The following is an 18,999-nucleotide window of genomic DNA, read 5'->3' as shown; positions in this document are numbered from 1 at the left end:
CCTTCCCGGGTGGCCGATGTCTCGCAGTTCGATGGCGACGACGCCCAGAGAACTCGGCCGTTCATGTCCCGCAGACGGGCAGCGCTGGTAGGCGGCATTCTGGTCCTGGCGGTCGTCGTGGTACTCGGAGCATGCACGATCTACCTCGCAGTTCGTGCCGACGAGGCACGGAATTCGCTCAACCACGCGCAGACGCTGGTCCGCGAGCTGCAGAAGTCCGTCACGACTGACCCAGCGGGTTCTGCGGTTCTCGCGGAGGGAATCCGCGCGGAGACGGGGCACGCGCGCGAGCTGACCAGCGACTGGGTCTGGCGAGCGGCCGAAGGCGTCCCGGTGCTGGGCAAGAACCTGTCCGTCGGTCGGCAGCTGATCGCAGCCGTGGATGAGGTCGCCGTCGATGCACTGGTCCCGCTTGCCGGCGTGGCCTCGAACATCGACATCTCCACCCTGAGGCCCGTAGACGGGCGGGTGTCGCTTCAGCCGATCATCGACGCGCGCGAGGTGGTCGCCTCCAGCGATGACGCGCTCGCCTCGGCGAAGGTCAAGGTCGCAGCACTCGACACCTCTGGAACCCTGCAGGAGATCGTCGACTCCCGCGCGCAGGTCGAGCGTCTCATCGCGAAGGCCGCGGGCACCACCGCGTCGGCGCGGATCGCCACTCAGATCATCCCGTCGCTGCTCGGCTCAGACGGTCCGCGCAACTACCTGCTGATGTTCCAGAACAACGCCGAGGCGCGCAGCCTCGGCGGGAACGTCGCTTCGCTGCTGCTCATCCATGTCGACAACGGTGCCGTGTCGATTGCGCAGCAGGCGTCGAGCGGCGACTTTCCCCGCAACGCTGAGCCGCCGATCGCCATCGATCCCAACATCTACTCGGTCTATTACCCGAGCTTCCCGCGCTACATCCAGGACGTCGCGACCCGCCCCGACTTCCCGTTCACCGCGCAGCTGGGCAAGGGGTGGTGGGAAAGCGTATTCGGCGGAACCATCGACGGCGTCATCTCATTCGACCCCATCGCCCTTGCCTCGCTGCTCGACGCGACGGGCCCGATCCAGCTCTCCACAGGCGAGACGCTCACGAGCGACAACGCCGTCAAGCTCATCCTCTCGGACGCTTACGAGAACTATCCCGATCCCGACGACTCCGACCGCTTCTTCGCAGAGGCGGCTGGTTCCGTCTTCTCCGCACTCACCTCTGGTGGCACCGATCCGAAGAAGCTTCTCTCCGCCCTCGAGGAGGCGGCCACGCAGGGCAGATTCCTGGCTTGGTCGACGAACGAGATGGAGCAGGCGCAGATCGCGACCCTGCCACTCGCCGGGGTGCTCCCGTCGGACAACACCACTGCGACGACGGCCGGCGTCTACTTCAACGATCAGTCCGCGTCCAAGATCGATTACTGGGTCTCGAGTGTCGTAGACCTGACCGCCGACTACTGCACGGCGCCTGACGCCCCGGTCTTCACCATCACCTACACGCTCAGCTCGCTGTTGACCCAGGCCAAGGCGGATCGCCTGCCTTCCTACGTCGCCGCGGGCTCCCTCCCCCGCGGACAATTTCTCACGGATGTCTACATCCTGGGACCGCCAGGAGCGACCTTCCTGGACAGCACGGTCGACGTGCCCGGCATCGCGAACACCGTGTTGAGCAACGGCGGGGATCTGGGGCGGCCGATCGTCCGGATGAATGCACTGCTGGGGGCGGAGGGCACGACGACGGTCACTGTGCGCTTCACCGGCGTCGCAGGGGATTACGGCCCGCTCGCGCTCACGACCACCCCGATGGTCCACCCCACCGACGTCGTTGTCGCTGAACCGGCCATCTGCGCTGGCTAACGCAGAGGAGCGGCGTTCGCCGCGGTCCGCGGCTCGTTCTGGGGATACGCGCGCGTAACCTGCCCCTGACATGCTGGAACAATGCGTGGAATCATCCTTGCGGGCGGCACCGGATCACGGTTGCACCCGATCACTCTCGGCGTCTCGAAGCAGCTCGTCCCGATCTACGACAAGCCGATGATCTACTACCCGCTGTCGACCCTGATCGCGGCGGGCGTTCGCGACATCCTCGTGATCACCACGCCCCATGACCGGGACTCGTTCGAGCGCCTGCTCGGCGACGGCTCGCAGTTCGGCGTCACCATCCAGTTCGCCGTGCAGGAAGAGCCGAACGGTCTCGCCCAGGCCTTCGTCATCGGCGCCGACTTCATCGGCGACCACGAGGTCGCGCTGGTGCTCGGCGACAACATCTTCTTCGGCCAGGGCATGGGCACGCGGCTGCGTCGCTTCCACGGTCTGCGCGGTGGCGCGATCTTCGCCTACTGGGTCGCCGACCCCAAGGCCTACGGAGTGGTCGAGTTCGACAAGTCGGGGTTTGCACTGAGCCTCGAGGAGAAGCCCGCCAACCCGAAGAGCAATTTCGCCGTGCCCGGCCTCTACTTCTACGACAACGACGTGATCGAGATCGCGGCTGGTCTGAAGCCGTCTCACCGCGGCGAGTACGAGATCACCGACGTCAACCGCGCCTACCTCGAGCGCGGCTCGCTGCAGGTCGAGGTCCTCCCGCGGGGCACCGCATGGCTCGACACGGGGACCTTCGACTCCATGACCGACGCGAGCGAATACGTGCGCACTATCGAACGTCGTCAGGGTCTCAAGATCGGTGCGCCCGAGGAGATCGCCTGGCGTCAGGGCTTCCTCTCCGACGACCAGCTGCGCGCGCGAGCCGAGACGCTGGTGAAGTCGGGCTACGGCACGTACCTGCTGGAGCTGCTTCAGCGCGGCAAGGACAACTGATGGGTCGCCTCCTCGTCACCGGAGGAGCCGGCTTCATCGGCTCCAACTTCGTCCACTACGTCCTCGAGAACACCGGCCATACGGTCACGGTCCTCGACAAGCTGACCTATGCAGGCAATCGCGCCTCGCTGGAGGGACTCGATCCCCAGCGCTTCGAGCTGGTCGTCGGCGACATCGCCGACGCGAGCGTCGTCGACCCGCTCGTCGCCCAGCTGTCCGGTCCCGGCGACGCGGTGGTGCACTACGCCGCCGAGTCGCACAACGACAACTCGCTCAACGACCCGAGCCCGTTCCTCACCACCAACATCATCGGCACCTTCACGCTGATCGAGGCGGCCCGGAAGCACGGTGTCCGCTTCCACCACATCTCCACCGACGAGGTCTACGGCGACCTCGAGCTCGACGACCCGGCGCGCTTCACGGAGCAGACGCCGTACAACCCGTCGAGCCCGTACTCCTCGACCAAGGCCGGCAGCGACCTGCTGGTCCGCGCCTGGGTGCGCTCCTTCGGCCTGCAGGCGACGATCTCCAACTGCTCCAACAACTACGGGCCGTATCAGCACGTGGAGAAGTTCATCCCGCGCCAGATCACCAACGTGCTCCGCGGCGAGCGGCCGCGCCTCTACGGCAAGGGCGAGAACGTGCGCGACTGGATCCACGCGAACGACCACTCCTCCGCCGTGCTGACGATCCTCGAAAAGGGCGTCATCGGCGAGACCTACCTCATCGGCGCGGACGGCGAGAAGAACAACAAGGAGGTCGTCGAGCTGATCCTCACCGAGCTCGGCCAGCCCGCCGATGCGTACGACCACGTCACCGATCGCGCAGGACATGACCTCCGCTACGCCATCGACTCGACCAAGCTCCGGACCGAGCTCGGCTGGACCCCGCAGTTCTCCGACTTCGAGTCGGGACTGGCGGACACCATCGCTTGGTACCGGGACAACGAGGCATGGTGGGCCCCGAGCAAGGACGCGACCGAGGCCTTCTACGCGTCCAAGGGGCAGTAACCTCCGTGCCTGATCTGCACTACGGTGGGGCCCTGAAGCTGACCACCAGCTCCATCCCCGGCCTCGTGGTCGTCGACATGCCCGTGCATGGAGACTCGCGCGGCTGGTTCAAGGAGAACTGGCAGCGCGAGAAGATGACCGCGCTCGGCCTGCCTGACTTCCACCCGGTGCAGAACAACGTCTCCTTCAACGAGAAGGTCGGCACCACCCGCGGCATCCATGCCGAGCCGTGGGACAAGTTCGTCTCCGTCATGTCGGGCCGGATCTTCGGCGCCTGGGTCGACCTGCGTGCGGGGGAGTCGTTCGGCAGAGTCTTCACGATTGAGCTCACCCCGACCCGCGCCGTGTTCGTGCCGCGCGGAGTGGGCAACTCGTTCCAGACGCTCGAGCCGAACACCGTCTACAGCTACCTGGTCAACGATCACTGGAGCGCGAACGCCTCATACACGTTCCTGAACCTCGCCGATGAGACGGCTGCAATCCAGTGGCCCGTGCCATTGGCCGACGCGGAGCTGTCGGACAAGGACCGCGCTCACCCTCGTCTCGCGGATGTGGTGCCGATGGCCGGGCGCAAGACACTCGTCGTCGGCGCAGGAGGGCAGCTCGGCATCGCCTTGCGCTCGGCGTTCCCCGACGCGGAGTTCGCCGATCGGAAGACCTTCGACATCGCCGATCCGGCTGCGTATGAGGACAGGCACTGGCGCGACTACGGAGTCATCGTGAACGCCGCGGCCTATACGAAGGTCGACGTCGCGGAGACCGCCGAAGGCCGGGTCGCCTCGTGGAAGTCCAACGTCTCCGCTGTCGCACTGCTGGCCAAGGTCGCGCAGCAGCACGACATCACCCTCGTCCACGTCTCCAGCGACTACGTCTTCGACGGCACAGTCGCGGGGGAGCACAGGGAGGACGAGCCGTTCAGCCCACTCGGCGTCTACGGACAGACCAAGGCAGCGGGTGACGCGATCGTCGGTACGTTGGACCGGCACTACATCGTGCGCACCAGCTGGGTGATCGGCCAGGGGGCGAACTTCGTGCGAACCATGGCCGGCCTGGCGGAGCGCGGCGTCGCCCCGGCTGTCGTGGACGATCAGATCGGCCGGCTCAGCTTCGCGGATGACATCGCGGACGGCATCGCCCACCTCGTGAATTCGGGCGTCCAGTTCGGAACCTACAATCTGTCCAACACAGGAGAACCGCAGTCCTGGGCTCAGCTCGCTGCCCAGGTCTACGCGCTCACAGGGCATGATCCGGCGAAGGTTACCGGTGTCAGCACGGAGGAGTACTTCGCAGGCAAGGAGGCCGCACCGCGTCCGAGGAACAGCGTCCTAGATCTCTCCAAGGTGCGTACGGCGGGCTTTGAGCCGCGCGAAGCGAGCCTTGCCCTTCGGGCCTATCTCGCGAGATCGTAGCGACAGCAGGGTCCAATCGGTTCGGGGGAGCATATGGCGGGTCGTCGACCGCGAGCAGATGCCCAGGCGGTCGTCGTGGGCCTCGCCCTCGCCCTCATCCTCGTGGGGTGCAAAGTGCCTGTCGACGCTCCGGCGCCGACCAGCCCAGCGCCGAGCTCGGCAGCGCAGGTTCGATTCGCGGCGGTGGGCGACTCGCTCACGGCGGGGACGGTCATGCCGGGCGTGCTCGTCGATCCGCCGGCTGAGGTCTCATGGGTGTACTACGCGGACGCAAGCGACTCGGCTATCTTCGTAGGTGGGTGGGCCCATGCAGGTTCCACTTCGACGATGCAGGCGGCCAATGTCACTCCGGTCGACGCGGACGTCCTGATCATCGAGTCGGGGACCAATGACGTCCTTCAAGGCATCGACTTCGCGCAGCAGACGGCAGACATGGATGCGATCGCGTCGACGATTCGAGCTCCTTCGGTGCTCGTGCTCGCCATACCTCCGTTGGAGTCGCTCGCGGATTCTGGAGCCGTCACAACGACCAACGTGGAGCTGGAGCAGTTGGCGTTCGCGCGGGGATGGGATTTTCTGGACCCATGGAAGGCGTATCGGCTGGGGGAGCGATGGAGCCCGGGAACCTCGGATGACGGCATCCATCCCACCCTCATCGTCCATCGGTCGGTCGGCGGCACCATCGCTCGATTCCTGGATGAGCACTATCGGAAACCGGCGACGAGTCGCGCCGAGTAGGCGACCCGCGCTCGAAAAGTCAGCTGTCCCGATGGACCAGACCGGACTCACCGGCGGGAGCAGCGAAAAGTACGTCGCAGGCCTGATCGCTAGAACGGCTTCCAGGTCTAGTTCACTGTGAAGGAGATCTTCACGGGCGCGGAGTCGGCGAAGCCGTCGTTCACCGTGAAGGTCAGCGAGTCCGTCCCGGTGTATCCGAGCGTCGGTGTGTAAGCGGCGAGCCCGTCGTTGAGGATGACAACCGTGCCGTGTGCCGGGGTCGACAGGATGTTGGTGAGCACATCGCGATCCGCATCGCTCGAGTACAGCGGGAAGTAGTTCGTGGCGCTGTCTTTCGCCACGGTCTTCGAGAATGCCTGGGCGACGGGCGCATGATTCGCGCTCCGAAGCTCGATCCGCACCGTCGCGATAGCGGACCTCAGCGATCCGTCGCTGACCGAGAATGTGATGGTGTCAAGACCGATCGCGCCCGGGATGGGCGTATACACCCGAGAGCTTCCGCTTCCGGTAAGCGCGCCCAGCGTGGGCTGAGCGGTGATCGTGTAGCTGAGGGAGCTGCCTTCTGGATCGATCCCGAGCAGGGTGATCGGAGCCGGTGTTCCCTGTCGAGCCGTGAAGCGCCCATCCGTTGCGGTGGGCGCCTGATTGATATGGGCTCCCGCCGTGACATTGATGGAGATCGTGGCCGGCTCCGAGACGACATACTTGTTGGTCGCCCGGAACGTGAAGCTGTCCGCCCCTGTGTAGCCCGCGGCCGATGTGTACACGAGGTTGGGGATCGTCCCGGTGAGCGTGCCGTGCTGGGGCCCGCGGTCCATCAGATAGAACAGCTCCTCCCCATTCGCGTCCGTAGCCTTGAGGGTGATCCGCACGGGGTTGCTCTGCGTAGCGATGACCGACTGTGCCGCGGCCACAGGGGTCGCGTGGACGTATCTGATACCGAACACGACCGTGTTGGTCACGGTTGTGGTGCCATCGCTGGAGCTGAACGTGAAGCTGTCAGTCCCGATGACGTCGGTGTTCGGTGTGTAGGTGAAGTTCGGCATGGTCCCCGTCAGCGTGCCTCGGGTCGGCCGCGTCAGGAGCTTGAGCGTCAATGATGGGGAGTCGAGGTCGATGGCGAACACGGTGAATGTCGCAGAGGAGTTCCGATTGACCTGCACCACGATCCCGTTCGGCTGGGGCGGGAGCTCGACGGGCGTCACGCGGATCGTCACGGTCGCCGTCGCCGAAGCTGCCTGACTGTCCGTGATGCGGTAGGTGAACGAGTCGGTGCCGTTCCAGCCTGGGGTGGGGTAGTAGGCGGCGCTTCCACTCGTCGAGATGCTTGCGCGGCCGTGGCGCGGCTGCACCGTGACAACGGTGGTCAGACCGGCTTCGCCGTCTTCCGCGTCGGCCACATCCAGCGCGATTCCGACGCCCGCCGCATCGGACGCGACTTCGGCCATCGTCACGGTCTGACTCCGCGCGGTAGGGGCCGTATTCGCGGTCCGGCGTGTGACATCGATGGATGCGGTGGCGGTGTTCGACTCGATCTTCCCGTCGTTGACGGAGAAGGTGAATGTGTCGAGGCCGACGAACCCCGACGCCGGCGTGTAGGTAGCGACGCCCGAGCGCAGAGCGAGCGTGCCGTGGGCGGGCTGTCCGACGTGGATGCTGAGGCTGTCGCCATCGACGTCCGAGTAGCTGAGCGGCACGACGACTGCGGTGCCCTGCAGCGTGTACGCATAGCTGCGAGATGCGACCGGAGCGCGGTTCGGCAGCTTCGCGATCACCGACGTGGAGACGGACGACGACGAGACCGTGGTCCCTGTCGCCCTTCCGCTGGCCTTCAGCGCGAAGGTGCCGGTGGACTTCCCGACGCCGAGGGTGAATCCGAAGCTGAAGGTGCCGGAGGCGGGCACGGTCTTCGAGAATGTGAAGGTGAGGGAGGTGGCCGTGATCGTGGGAGCGGGGATGGTGGAAGCCGGGGCCACCGAGCGGGCCACGTAGGTCCAACCGGCAGGTTTCGTCACGATGACGCGCGTGATGGGGATCGCGGTGCCATTCGGATTGCGGATGTAGACGGTCGGGCTGACGAAACCACCGGTGAACGCCTGTGACGTCGAGCTGATGGTCGTGGTCAACGGCAGCAGGCCAGCGGCGTGTGCGGGGGGCGCGGCGAAGATCGAGGCGCCGAGCAGAAGAGCGGCGATGGATGCAAGGAGCGCGGCGGGGCGCGGCAGAAGGCGGGACACAGGAGAACCGGGTTTTCTCGGGAGTCGCGGCGCACGATGCAGGGGTCAGCGCTGATGGGATGGGTGCCTGAATCCTAGCGGGCCCGTCCGCCCGGCAAAATACCTGGTGATCCGTGCGTTCTCAACAATGCCCTTCCTCGGGGAGGCGCCTGGAGGGTGTGAGCGAATCCACCACCGCGCCCCGGAAAGGGGGCGGTGGACAGGTGTTCCCCCCAGCTAGGCTCCGAGGCATGAGACGTTTCCTCCTCGTCGTGCCCGCCGTGCTGCTCCTGGCCGGCTGCGCTACGGCGCTGGAGGTACCCGCGTCCACCAGTTCGATCGCGTCCTCGGTCACTCCGAGCGCAGAAGCGACTGAGGAGTCGGACGGCTGCATCGTGCTGTCGCAGTCTGCACTCGACTATCTGACGGCGGCCCTCAAGCCAGGCGTCTCCATCTCTGCAACGGCGGGCGCCCGCGCGCCCCGGTTCGAAGACACCACGATCATCGCCGCGCAGCTCGCAGGGGATGGGATCGCAGCCGACCAGTCCATCGCCATCTTCGCGACCACGGACGTGGTCACGGCGGAACCGGCAGACGGGCTGACTCTGGCGGTTGGACCGGTCGCTGTGGCCAATTCGACGTTGACCGACTCGTCGACCGTCTTGGGTGACATCACTCTGGATGAGACCGGCGTGCAGCAGGCGGTCGACTGCCTCACGGACTGAGTCCGATCAGGAAGCGGGCTGCGGCCAGGGTCCGAGTCGCGCCGCGATGCGCTGCGCGAGCTCGGTGGTCGAGATGTAGCCCTGCGAGACTTCGCGCAGCAAGCTGAATGACTCGTTGTCGTTGAAGTGCAGAGCTGCGTGATTGAGCTCGAGGAACACATTCGTCGCCAACCACGCGAGCCGCTTGTTGCCATCGAACAAAGCGCTGTTGCGCGCGAGACTCTCCATGAGTGAAGCAGCCTTGTCAGCGAGATTCGGGTAGACATCGCGTCCGCCGTACTGGATGGCAGGTCTGTCGACCGCAGCGATTAACAGACCCATGTCGCGAACGGACTCCCGCAGCGGCGCTTCCGTGAAGATCTCGACGATCTGGACGACATCGTCGACGCTCAGATACTCGAAGTCGGGAGTGTCCTGATGCAGGGGAGTGGGCGCGGGGGTTGCCATGTGCTCAGGCGCGCGACAGTCGGTCCATCAGGTCAGCGTAGCGAACGAGAAGACGCTGGGCGGCTTCGGGAATGAAATCGGGGTGGCTTGGGCGGGGGGCGGCGAAGTCGATGGCCTGCGCCACCGCTGCGTTCTTGCTTACGTGCAGCGATGCGGCCATCCGATTCAGGGTCTCCTCGCCTTCGGCGGAGAGGCGGAGTGTGAGGGCCATACCTCAGGCTAGAACGGCGTCGCCGCAGTGCTCGAGCGGAGTCGAAGCGATTCCCTCTTCATCCTGACCCCAGTTGACGGGGCAGGATCAGCCAGAGGTCGGCCAGGTACGGCTGAGGCTGAACTCGAAGCGTCCCCCGTGCTCGCGGGCGTGGTAATCGGCCGCCAGCAGCGCAGCCGCGCGGAGCAGCATCTCATCGTCATCGCTGTCCGCGGGCCGACCTGCGGCGGTGTGCAGCCTGGCGAGCTCGGCTGCGAATGCGCCGGCGCGCAGCGCGGCCAGCAGTTCGCGGTCCTGACAGATCAGGACGTAGGCGTCGTAGAAGTAGGGACGCTCTCCGGCGTCCTCGAAGTCGATGGCCATCCAGGAGGACCGATCGGTCACTATCAGGTTGCGACCGGTGAGGTCTCCATGGCTGAGCACGAGCGGCCATGTGGGGGAGTCGGCGATGAGGCGGTCTGTGAGTGCGTCGACTTCCTCCCGGATGGACGACGAGACCTTCGAGTTGGAGTCGACCCGAGCGATCGCGCCGAGCACGAGATCGACCGAGCCGGGCGAGGAGGACCGGCGGGTCAAGGCGGCGTATGCATCGACGATCCGGCGGGTCACCTCGACGCGAACCTCGAACGCAGCCCGGGCGAACTCCACGCCATCGGCGAGGCCCTCGGTGAGAACACGGCGCTCGTCGGTCAGCGTCCAGGAGGGGTTGGGTATCTCATCAGTGAGCCGTCGGCGGAACGACTCATAGTCGGTTCCGAACGGCGCGCTGCGCACATGGGTGACCGAGTTCGATCCGCGGTCGAAGAGCACGAGGCTGCGATCTTTGGTGAGGAGCGCCTCTGTGGGGCCGTGCTCGGCGGACGGACGGCCAGTGATGTCGGCCGAACGAGGCGCCGCGAGCGCGGTACGGCGCCGTACCAGACGCTCTTTGAGGTCGCGCGCGGGACGGATCCTCGCGGCGGCCGCCGCCTGCGCGGAGCGGCCTTCGGGGCTGTTGTGAAACGCGGAAGATGCGCTTGGGAGGATCCAGCGACCCGATCGGAGATGCGGCGCGGCCACCCGCAGCAGCTCTTCGAGCGAGCGCTTGCGCTGGCTGTCGCCGCGAATGCCGCGCCGATGATCCGTCGGTGCGCGGCGTGAACCGACCATGCGCCGGGCGAACGAGAGCACTACGGTCACGTCACTGCGCACGGCGGGGACGAAAACCGATATCACTGCGACGTAGATGAGGGCGAAGGCTAGCCCGATGAGGATCTGCACGATGGCGGGAACCGGGAACAGGGTGCCGAGGAAGGCGAGGATGCCGCAGGGGACGCTGACCACGAGCACCGTGCGGATGGCGTTGAGGAACAGCGGTCGGGTGTTGACACCGGTGACCACCCCGACGCGCCAGAGCGACACCGCCCAGTGCAGGGAGTAGGCGATCGTCTGGCCGATGGCCACGCCGACAGGACCCCAAGGCAGTCCGGCCAGGATGATCACGATCATGATGGGTCGCACGGCCAGGAACATCCGCAGCTGCGCGCCGGTCTTGCCGGTCGCGAGGTAGATCCAATAGGAGATCTGCGCGATGGAACGGAAGACGCCGCCCACTGCGAGCGCTGCGAAGATCGCCGAGACTCCGACCCACTGGGGACCGAAGAGCACGAGCACGAACGGGGTCGAGAGCCCGGCGGCGACAGCGAAGACGGTCGCTGTGAAGTAGGCGCCGACGAGCTGCGCCTTATGCAGGTATCGCTCGAACACCTCGCCCTGATCGTGGACGCGCGACAGGATCGGCAGGGCGATGCGCGTCATCGGCGCGTTGATCTGATTGAGCGGCGTCATCAACAGCTGGTAGGCCCGGTCGTAGAGACCGAGGGGCCCCGCGCCCCAGACGGCGCCGATGGAGACGCTGTCGATGTTCTTGGTGACGTAGGAGATGGCCTGGGTGCCGAGCACGCCCATGCCGAAGCGAAGGAAGCGGCGGATCGATACCCCGCGCTTGGGCAGCCCGGGCTTCCACTTCGACGCTGAGACATTGAGGATGCACGCGACGGCGACTGTGGTCACCTGCTGGATGACGATCGCCCAGTAGGACAGGCCGAGTGCGGCAGAGCCGATGCCGAGGACGAATCCGGCAGTGACGCCGGCGATCTCGAATCCGGTGAGGGCTGCGAAGCGCAGTTGACGCGTCAGGTCGGCTTTGAACTGGGTGTTTATGCCGCTGAAGACGAAGGTGGACGACATCGCGACGATGATCCAGACGAGCCTCGGCTCACCGTAGAGAAGCACGATGAGCGGGCTGAATGCGATGACCACAAGGCTGGAGGCGGCGCCGAGGCCGGTGTTCACCCAGAACAGGTTCGTGCGTTCGTCGTCGGTGACGTTCTTCGCTTGGATGGCCGCGCTGGAGAGACCGAAGTCCCTGACCAGCTCCGATATCCCGATGATCGCGGCGACCATCGCGATGAGGCCGAAGTCCTCGGGTGTGAGCAGGCGGGCGAGGATGATCGTCGACGCGAACTGCAGCGCGACCCGCAGGCCCTGTCCGAGCAGCGTGATCCCGGTTCCGCGCGCGGCGGAGTCTCCGAGGCTCCTGGTCGCGGTTGTCACAACTGCCTAACCTAACGCCGATATGGCGTGTCGGCGGGCCCCGCTTTCAGGGGTCGTGATAAAGGAACCCCTGACAGGTACTGTGTTCACGCAATCGTCGTGCGCGAAAGGGTGTCTGTGTCTCAACAGCTGGAGGAGCGCGCTCAGGCGTACCCCGAGATCGCTCCCGAACGCAGGATCGGTCTTGCCGGTCGTGCCGTCAAGAGCATTCCGCTTCCGGTCATCCAGACGATCGCCATCGCGATCATCCTTCTGATGTCGTCTCGACAGTTCATCGGACAGGGCATCACCTTCGGTCACCTCGCCGCGCTGGTCACCATCCCACTCTGGCTGCCCACCTTCCGGCACTTCATCGGAGGCATCTGGATCGCCGTCATCGGCGCCATCGGAGGTGTGGCCGCCATCTGGTTGACCATGCTCGCGTCGGCGGACCATGAGACCACTGACAACAACCTCATCTCCAACACTCTGCTGCTCGTCGGCCTCGTCGCCGCGGTCGGGATCGTGCTGTGGGCGCGTCAATACCTCTCCATCGGAGTCATCGGGGTCACATACGGCGTGGGGATGCTGATCTCCGCGCTCACTCGTGAGGAGTCGTTCACGGTCAACCCGTGGAAATTCGCTCTCGCGGTGCCCATCGCCGTGATCGTGCTCTCTTTCGTTGCACGCACCGGCCGGCACTGGCTCGGCATCATCTTCCTCATCGTCCTGGCAGGCGCGTCGGTCGCCTTCGACTCTCGCGCGTACTTCGGCCAGTTCCTGATCGCCGCAGTACTCGTTGGCTGGCAGCTCCTTCCGCGGCGCGCTTCGGCGAAGAAGGGCGGCGGACTGCGGGTGCTCTTCGCCTTCGCGGTCATAGCGCTCGTGGTCTACAACGTGGGCACCAGCCTGCTCGTGCAGGGCTACCTCGGCACGGAGGCTCAGGCCCGCTCAGTGGAGCAGGTCGACCGGGCCGGATCCATCCTGGTCGGCGGCCGGCCCGAACTAGCGGCCACCATCGCGCTGTTCCTCTCGCGGCCGTTCGGCTTCGGCGCCGGATCGCTCGCCAACCCTGGCGACGTCGATGTCGCGAAGGCCGGCATGCTGACCATCAACTACGATCCGAACAACGGGTATGTAGAGAATTTCCTGTTCGGCACCAAGTTCGAGCTGCACTCCATGATGGGCGACCTGTGGGCGTATTTCGGCTTTGCAGGAATCGCATTCGGGCTGCTGTCGCTGGTGCTCCTGCTGCTGATCATCGGCCGCCGGGTCGCCACTCGCACCGCGAACTCGGTCACGATGTTCCTCGTCGTGCAGAGCCTCTGGAACCTCTTCTTCAATCCGCTGTACACGTCGGGTCCGATCCTGGCGCTCGCGCTCGGGCTCGGACTGGCCCTCAAGGCCGAGGGGTCCACGCGGATGGGCAACCGTCCCATAGGCCAGACCGCTGAGCAGCAGGAGGCACTGCTCGCCAGCTGACGTCGGCTCACCGCGGCGACGAGACACCATGCGGGGTCCCGCTGTCGTCGATCAGCCCGCGGCGCGGTACCCGGGGTCCGCTTCGACCGCGTACACCGAGCGCAGTGCGTCGGCGATCGAGTCGACGGCGTCACGCACGTCGTTGAGGGTGTGGACATGATCGCCATTGCGCATGTTGTGTCCATCCGAGATGTCGATGGCGTGCGCTGAGCGTCGACGGAGCAGTCCCCGCGGCTCATCGAGCGCGAGGCGTGGCCGAGCAGCGTGCAGGTCTTCGACGAAGTCGTGCATGGGGGTCTTGGCGGCGAACACTCCGTTGGGCTGCATCGGAACCGCGATCTTGCTGAGGCCGGCCGCCTCGTTGAGCGTGAAGGTTCGACGGCTCGCGCGAGGGTCCATCCGCACGACTGCCGAACGGTGCTCCGACGCAGCCGTCAGGATGAGATCGGCCGACGCGATCGTCGATCGGTCGATCTGACGCGCGACGTGGGAGAAGGCGACCTCGGCCAGACCGACATCGTCGAGCCGTCCATGCACCATGGAGCAGATGGCCCCATCGGCCACGGCGCGGATCCCGGCGCTCTCGACGACCCAGCTCTCCTTCGGATCCCACATCAGATGCTCCTGGAGCAGTGCGGAAGCGTAGGCGGAGCGACAGACGTTCGCCGTGCAGACGAGCAGGATTCGAGGCATGAGACCGGGTATTCTCGTGAGACCTGAACGGGGGTGGGTGCCTCATAGTATCCACCACTGCCGCCCCTATGACGGACGGAGCCTTCCGGAGGCAAAACCGCAGGTCGTGCCCCTATCTGGGGGAAGAGGTGACGCGGGCCGCGAACCTACCATTGAGGTTCACCTCACCCGAAGGAAATTACCCGTGGATCCTCGCCGCTACTTCGTCGCGCTGCGCAAGCACTGGCTCGTCATCATCGCTCTCGGAATCGTCGGCGCCCTCGGCGCCGCTCTGTTCGCGTCGGTCCAGCCGATCGAGTACCAGGCCACCAGCAGCGTGATCGTCTCGTCCACTCGAGGAGAGACCACCCAAGAGCTCGTCCAGGGCTCCACCTACACGCAGGACACCGTCGCGTCGTATGCGGCTCTCGCGAAGCTGCCCGCCGTCCTCGACCCGGTGATCTCATCGCTCGGCCTGGACACCACGTCGGGCTCGCTCGCCAACAACATCTCCGCCAGCGTCCCGCTCAACACCGTCATCATCGAGGTCACCGCCACCGCCGGGTCGGCCCAGGGCGCGGCAGACCTGGCGAACGCCGTGACGGCTTCACTCGCCACCGTCGTCACCTCGATCGCTCCGACCGCGGTCGACGCGGCACCCGCGGTCACCCTCAACCCCGTGGCCTCCGCCCAGGCGCCGTCCGCTCCCTACTCGCCGCGCTGGATGTTCCTCATCCTGACGGGCATCGGTCTGGGCCTGCTGGCGGGCATCGTCTTCGCCATCGGCCGTGAGCTGCTCGACAACCGAGTCCGTTCCGAAGACATCCACGAGATCCAGGGCCTGGCGGATGTGCCGCTGCTCGGCACCGCAGCGCGTCGTCGCGGTCGCCGCCTCGCTCATGTCGTCGTGCTCTCGGAGCCGCAGAGCCCCGCGGCGGAGGACTATCGTCGCCTCGCCACTAACCTCGAGTTCGCCGGTGTCGATCAGCGACTGCGTGCGGTCACCGTCACTTCGGCCCTTCCGGGCGATGGCAAGACCACCACGGCGCTCAACCTGGCCGCAGCAGTCGCCGAGCGCGGCTCGCGCGTCCTCGTCGTCGACGCCGACCTCCGTCGTCCCGCCGTCTCCGACTACCTGAACATCGAGGGGGCCGTGGGCCTGACCAACGTCCTGCTGGGCGGAGTGAGCGCGGAGGATGCCATCCAGAGGATCGGCGCCTTCGACGTGCTGCCCGCCGGCACGACGCCGCCGAATGTGACGCAGCTGGTCACCTCCGACGCCATGGCCCGCCTGTTCGGGGAGTTGACCGAGCGCTATGACTTCGTCGTCGTCGACTCGCCCCCCGTGCTGGCCGTCACCGACGGACTGTCCATCTCGGCCCTCACCGACGGCGCGCTCGTCGTCGCCCGTCAGGCCGTCACTCGCCGACGTCAGCTCGCTGAGGCGGTCGAATCGCTCAACTTCGTCAACAGCCGCGTCTTGGGTGTCGTGCTCAACGGGGTGGCGCAGACGAAGTCCGCCACGTACGGCTACGACATCGTGCAGCGCACCGAGGTCGCCCTTCCCACGACGGCTCAGCCGCCCGTGCGGTTCTTCCGGGACGAGCCGTCCGACTCCAGCGGAGCCGACTACGCTCGCCTCGCGAGCAAGTAGTCGACCGTTTCGAGAAGCTCGCAGAGTCGCGACCAGCAGTTCGCAGGGAGCGACGAAGTGTCAGATGAGAACCAGCACGCCACGGCGTCGACGAAGCGGATAGGGGTCCTGCAGTCCTTCCCTGGGAGGGGCCCGCAGACCAACCCCTATCTGCTTCAGCTGACCGACTCGCTCGGCTCGGATGTCGAGGTCATGTACTTCTCGTGGCGCACCGCGCTGCTCGGAAGTTACGACGTGCTTCATCTCCACTGGCCGGAGCGACTCGCACGCGGCTCGTCCACCGCGAAGACCTTCGTCCGCCGCCTCGCACTGATGGCGCTGATCGCGCGCATCTCGCGACGGAAGACGCCCGTGGTGCGGACCATGCACAATCTCGCGACGCATGAGGCGGGCGACCGTTGGGAGCGCGCGCTCCTGCGCGCCATGGACGCGCGGACCACGGCGTGGATCCGCCTCAACCCGTTCACACCGACACCGTCGGAGGTGAGCACGGTCACCATCCGGCACGGACACTACCGCGATTGGTATCCGCAGCCGTCGTCATCCGACGTCATCCCGGGCCGGATCCTCTTCTTCGGGCTGATCCGGCCGTACAAGGGCGTCGAGGACCTCATCGGGGCATTCGCCGCACTCGACGATCCGTCGGCGAGCTTGCGATTGGCGGGCAAGCCGAAGTCGGCAGAGCTGGCGGGCAGCATCGCGGCCGCATCGCTGGGCGATCACCGCGTGAGCTCGGTCCTGCGCCATCTCGCCGACGATGAGCTGTCGCAGGAGATCGGCGCATCACAGCTGGTCGTGCTGCCGTATCGGGCGGTGCACAATTCGGGCGCCGCGATCCTGGCGCTCTCCCTCGGGCGCCCAGTGCTGATGCCCTCGGGCGAGACTACGGAATGGCTCTCCGAAGAGATGGGACCGGGCTGGGTGCGCACATTCGCCGGACCCCTGACGCCAGAGATCCTCCGCGAGGCGCTGGCGGCGGCAGCCGAGCTCGCCGGTCATCCTGACCTGTCCCGGTTGGAATGGCGCGGGATCGGCGAAGCCCACGTGCGGGCATACCGAGCCGCAATCCGATCGACCCATGCGCCGCGAACAGATCATGCCTCCGGAACGCCGGTTGCAGCCAGAACACAAGGAGTAGACGATGTCCCCGCAGGTCGATAGCACGGCCGCCCGCCGATACAGCTTCGGCGAGGCCATGACGACGCTGCGCGGTTCGCAGAAGTCCTCGAAGGGGGCTGCCGCGTATTCCCGGTTCGTCAACCGTCCGCTGGGGCGGGTGTTCGCGGCACTCGCCGCGTCGCTCGGCCTCGCCCCGAACACAGTGACCGCGATCAGCGCGCTGTTCACCTTCACCGGCCTCGTGCTGGTCGCCACGATTCCGCCGAGCGCGGTGCTCGGAATCGGCGTCGCCCTCCTCCTCGGCATCGGCTACGCGCTCGACTCCGCCGACGGCCAGGTGGCTCGCCTCAGCGGCGGCGGCTCACTTGCGGGGGAGTGGCTCGACCACGTCGTGGACGCGATCAAGACAAGTTCGGTCCACGTGGCGGTAGTGATCGCCTGGTTCCGCTTCACCGATCTTGCGCCGGGCTGGCTGCTCATCCCGCTCGTCTACCTGATCGCCGACAACGCGCGGTTCTTCGGCCTCGTGCTCAGCGACTTCCTGCGTAGGCTCGACCGAGGCTCGTCCAAGATGATCCTCAAGCGAGAGGGCACCACCAGCACCCTGTACTCGCTGGCTGTGCTGCCATTCGACTACGGCCTGCTGCTGCTCAGCTTCGTGCTGTTCGCCTGGATGCCCGCCTTCGTGGTGCTCTACGGTCTGCTGACCCTCGCCAACGTGCTGGTGCTCCCTGTCGCGTTCCGACGCTGGTTCCGCGAGATGAAGCGCCTCGGCAGTGCGTGAACCTGCTGCAGTGGGGGCCGGGAGGCGAGTGGTCTTCCTCCACTCATCGATCGAGCTCTACGGTTCCGACCGGATGCTGCTGAACGTCATCGACACCCTCCCCGAGGGATGGACGGCGGAGGTCTGGCTGCCAGACGACGTGCCGTTCCTTGCTGATGGCCTGCCCGCGGAGCTCACTGCGCGCGGCGTCGACTGGACCGTGAGAGCGCTTCCCGTGCTTCGGCGCCGCTATCTGCGTCCCCTGCCGCTGATCGGCATGCTGTCCCGCGCGGCGGCGCTGCGCGGACAGCTCCGCCGCGCCCGCCCCGACATGGTGTACGTCGCGACGTCAGCGCTGCTGCTGGCCGCGCCCGTCGCCCGGCTCGCGGGATTCCAGCGCACCGTTCTGCATGCGCAGGAGATCTGGGCGGGCACCGAGGGCAGGATCCTGGCGGCGCTGGCGCGTTCCGTCTCGGACGTGGTCTGCATCTCCGAGCCGGTGCGCGTATCTCTCAGCGCTCCGGTCCGCCGGCGCGCGCGGGTCATTGCGAACGCTGTCCCCGATTCGGCCGAGCCCATCGTCGATCGCTCGGAGGTCGATGGCCCGCTGAGGTACGTCGTCGCAAGTCGATGGAACGCGTGGAAGGGTCACGAGACGCTGCTCAACGCGTGGAGGGCAGCCGGCGAACCCGGGCACCTCACCATCCTGGGCGGACCGCCGCCCATCGGCGCAGCGGTGGATGTCCCGGCACTGGTCCGCGACCTGGGCATCGGCGGCTCGGTCACCATCGGAGGCGAGGTCGCGTCCGTGCGCCCCTATCTCGATGACGTGGACGTCATGATCGTTCCCTCCGATCAGCCGGAGCCGTTCGGCCTCGTGGCCATCGAAGCGTTCTGCCGGTCTCGGCCGGTCATCGGCAGCGACGGCGGCGGCCTCGCCGACATCGTCGGGGACGGCGAGACCGGCTGGCTCTACCCGCTGCGCGACGTATCGGCGCTCGCTGCGGTGCTCTCCTCCGTCGGCCGCGACGACGCTCTCGAGCGAGGTCGGAACGCCCGCGAGGCCTACCTGCACCGCTACGCTCCCTCGCGCTATGCCGCCGAGTTCGCATCGGTCTGGGCGGCCGGCGGCTGATCCGCCGCTGTCGGCGCCGAGCCCTCCGGCACGGACCGGTCCCGTCACACCGCT

The 18,999-nt window shown here is 66.5% G+C and carries 16 protein-coding genes; 11 read left to right on the top strand and 5 right to left on the bottom strand.

Translation table 11 applies throughout. From position 1 onward, the window contains the following. Positions 1-9: 9 nt before the first annotated feature. The 5 genes from E6C64_RS09265 (at position 10) to E6C64_RS09245 (ending at position 5,947) form a co-directional block, all read left to right on the top strand. Complete coding sequence (locus E6C64_RS09265) at positions 10-1,833, top strand: DUF4012 domain-containing protein (RefSeq protein WP_136427228.1); 1,824 nt, start codon at positions 10-12, stop codon at positions 1,831-1,833. A gap of 81 nt (positions 1,834-1,914) precedes the next feature. Further along, positions 1,915-2,790: a glucose-1-phosphate thymidylyltransferase RfbA gene (gene rfbA / locus E6C64_RS09260; RefSeq protein WP_136427227.1), complete on the top strand. Its 876-nt coding sequence runs from the start codon at positions 1,915-1,917 to the stop codon at positions 2,788-2,790. Next, complete coding sequence (gene rfbB, locus E6C64_RS09255; RefSeq protein WP_136427226.1) at positions 2,790-3,800, top strand: dTDP-glucose 4,6-dehydratase; 1,011 nt, start codon at positions 2,790-2,792, stop codon at positions 3,798-3,800. Before rfbA ends, rfbB begins: the two co-directional genes overlap by 1 nt. Before the next feature lie 5 nt (positions 3,801-3,805). Continuing rightward, positions 3,806-5,209, top strand: coding sequence for a sugar nucleotide-binding protein (locus tag E6C64_RS09250; protein WP_438941849.1), 1,404 nt, complete (start codon positions 3,806-3,808; stop codon positions 5,207-5,209). Positions 5,210-5,242: 33 nt separating this feature from the next. Then, entirely contained in the window at positions 5,243-5,947 is a 705-nt protein-coding gene (locus E6C64_RS09245; RefSeq protein ID WP_136427224.1) for an SGNH/GDSL hydrolase family protein, read from the top strand. A gap of 107 nt (positions 5,948-6,054) precedes the next feature. Here the strand turns inward: E6C64_RS09245 and E6C64_RS09240 are convergent, their stop codons facing one another. Further along, positions 6,055-8,184 (bottom strand): Ig-like domain-containing protein, encoded by a 2,130-nt coding sequence (locus tag E6C64_RS09240; RefSeq protein WP_136427223.1) that lies wholly within the window; start codon positions 8,182-8,184, stop codon positions 6,055-6,057. Positions 8,185-8,414: 230 nt separating this feature from the next. On the opposite strand from E6C64_RS09240, the gene E6C64_RS09235 reads away from it, so the two are divergent. Then, positions 8,415-8,888, top strand: a complete 474-nt coding sequence (locus tag E6C64_RS09235; protein WP_136427222.1) for a hypothetical protein — start codon at positions 8,415-8,417, stop codon at positions 8,886-8,888. 6 nt (positions 8,889-8,894) lie between these two features. Here E6C64_RS09235 and E6C64_RS09230 read toward each other — a convergent pair whose 3' ends face one another. The 3 genes from E6C64_RS09230 to E6C64_RS09220 all read right to left on the bottom strand — a co-directional run bounded on the left by E6C64_RS09230 (position 8,895) and on the right by E6C64_RS09220 (position 12,141). Further along, a complete protein-coding gene (locus E6C64_RS09230; RefSeq protein ID WP_136427221.1) occupies positions 8,895-9,335 on the bottom strand; it encodes a type II toxin-antitoxin system death-on-curing family toxin in 441 nt (146 codons plus the stop codon). 4 nt (positions 9,336-9,339) lie between these two features. After that, complete coding sequence (locus E6C64_RS09225) at positions 9,340-9,546, bottom strand: CopG family transcriptional regulator (protein WP_136427220.1); 207 nt, start codon at positions 9,544-9,546, stop codon at positions 9,340-9,342. A gap of 87 nt (positions 9,547-9,633) precedes the next feature. Next, positions 9,634-12,141: a lipopolysaccharide biosynthesis protein gene (locus tag E6C64_RS09220; protein ID WP_136427219.1), complete on the bottom strand. Its 2,508-nt coding sequence runs from the start codon at positions 12,139-12,141 to the stop codon at positions 9,634-9,636. 117 nt (positions 12,142-12,258) lie between these two features. Here E6C64_RS09220 and E6C64_RS09215 point away from each other — a divergent pair, with 117 nt between their 5' ends. After that, positions 12,259-13,602, top strand: coding sequence for a hypothetical protein (locus E6C64_RS09215; protein ID WP_136427218.1), 1,344 nt, complete (start codon positions 12,259-12,261; stop codon positions 13,600-13,602). 51 nt (positions 13,603-13,653) lie between these two features. On the opposite strand, the gene E6C64_RS09210 is transcribed toward E6C64_RS09215, so the two are convergent. Further along, the gene (locus tag E6C64_RS09210; protein WP_136427217.1) at positions 13,654-14,295 is read right to left on the bottom strand and encodes an arsenate reductase/protein-tyrosine-phosphatase family protein; all 642 of its coding nucleotides are present in this window, start codon (positions 14,293-14,295) and stop codon (positions 13,654-13,656) included. Positions 14,296-14,479: 184 nt separating this feature from the next. Here E6C64_RS09210 and E6C64_RS09205 point away from each other — a divergent pair, with 184 nt between their 5' ends. The 4 genes from E6C64_RS09205 to E6C64_RS09190 are packed head-to-tail and all read left to right on the top strand — an operon-like array spanning position 14,480 to position 18,945. Then, on the top strand, positions 14,480-15,928 hold the full coding sequence (locus E6C64_RS09205; RefSeq protein ID WP_158437807.1) for a tyrosine-protein kinase domain-containing protein: 1,449 nt from the start codon (positions 14,480-14,482) through the stop codon (positions 15,926-15,928). A gap of 57 nt (positions 15,929-15,985) precedes the next feature. Continuing rightward, positions 15,986-17,089 (top strand): glycosyltransferase, encoded by a 1,104-nt coding sequence (locus E6C64_RS09200; protein ID WP_136427215.1) that lies wholly within the window; start codon positions 15,986-15,988, stop codon positions 17,087-17,089. Beyond that, positions 17,070-17,831, top strand: a complete 762-nt coding sequence (locus tag E6C64_RS09195; protein WP_199241000.1) for a CDP-alcohol phosphatidyltransferase family protein — start codon at positions 17,070-17,072, stop codon at positions 17,829-17,831. Before E6C64_RS09200 ends, E6C64_RS09195 begins: the two co-directional genes overlap by 20 nt. 28 nt (positions 17,832-17,859) lie before the next feature. Beyond that, on the top strand, positions 17,860-18,945 hold the full coding sequence (locus E6C64_RS09190) for a glycosyltransferase family 4 protein (RefSeq protein WP_136427214.1): 1,086 nt from the start codon (positions 17,860-17,862) through the stop codon (positions 18,943-18,945). Positions 18,946-18,999 lie beyond the last annotated feature (54 nt).

Source organism: Naasia lichenicola (genome assembly GCF_004801885.1).
In the GTDB taxonomy this organism is placed as follows: domain Bacteria; phylum Actinomycetota; class Actinomycetes; order Actinomycetales; family Microbacteriaceae; genus Naasia; species Naasia lichenicola.
This window is presented reverse-complemented; position numbering and strand designations above follow the sequence as displayed.

Bases quoted from the DNA above. Each gene is read 5' to 3' on its own strand.
- rfbA (WP_136427227.1), top strand. From the start codon at position 1,915: ATGCGTGGAATCATCCTTGCGGGCGGCACCGGATCACGGTTGCACCCG.
- rfbB (WP_136427226.1), top strand. From the start codon at position 2,790: ATGGGTCGCCTCCTCGTCACCGGAGGAGCCGGCTTCATCGGCTCCAAC.
- E6C64_RS09245 (WP_136427224.1), top strand. From the start codon at position 5,243: ATGGCGGGTCGTCGACCGCGAGCAGATGCCCAGGCGGTCGTCGTGGGC.
- E6C64_RS09235 (WP_136427222.1), top strand. From the start codon at position 8,415: ATGAGACGTTTCCTCCTCGTCGTGCCCGCCGTGCTGCTCCTGGCCGGC.
- E6C64_RS09230 (WP_136427221.1), bottom strand. From the start codon at position 9,335: ATGGCAACCCCCGCGCCCACTCCCCTGCATCAGGACACTCCCGACTTC.
- E6C64_RS09225 (WP_136427220.1), bottom strand. From the start codon at position 9,546: ATGGCCCTCACACTCCGCCTCTCCGCCGAAGGCGAGGAGACCCTGAAT.
- E6C64_RS09210 (WP_136427217.1), bottom strand. From the start codon at position 14,295: ATGCCTCGAATCCTGCTCGTCTGCACGGCGAACGTCTGTCGCTCCGCC.
- E6C64_RS09195 (WP_199241000.1), top strand. From the start codon at position 17,070: ATGTCCCCGCAGGTCGATAGCACGGCCGCCCGCCGATACAGCTTCGGC.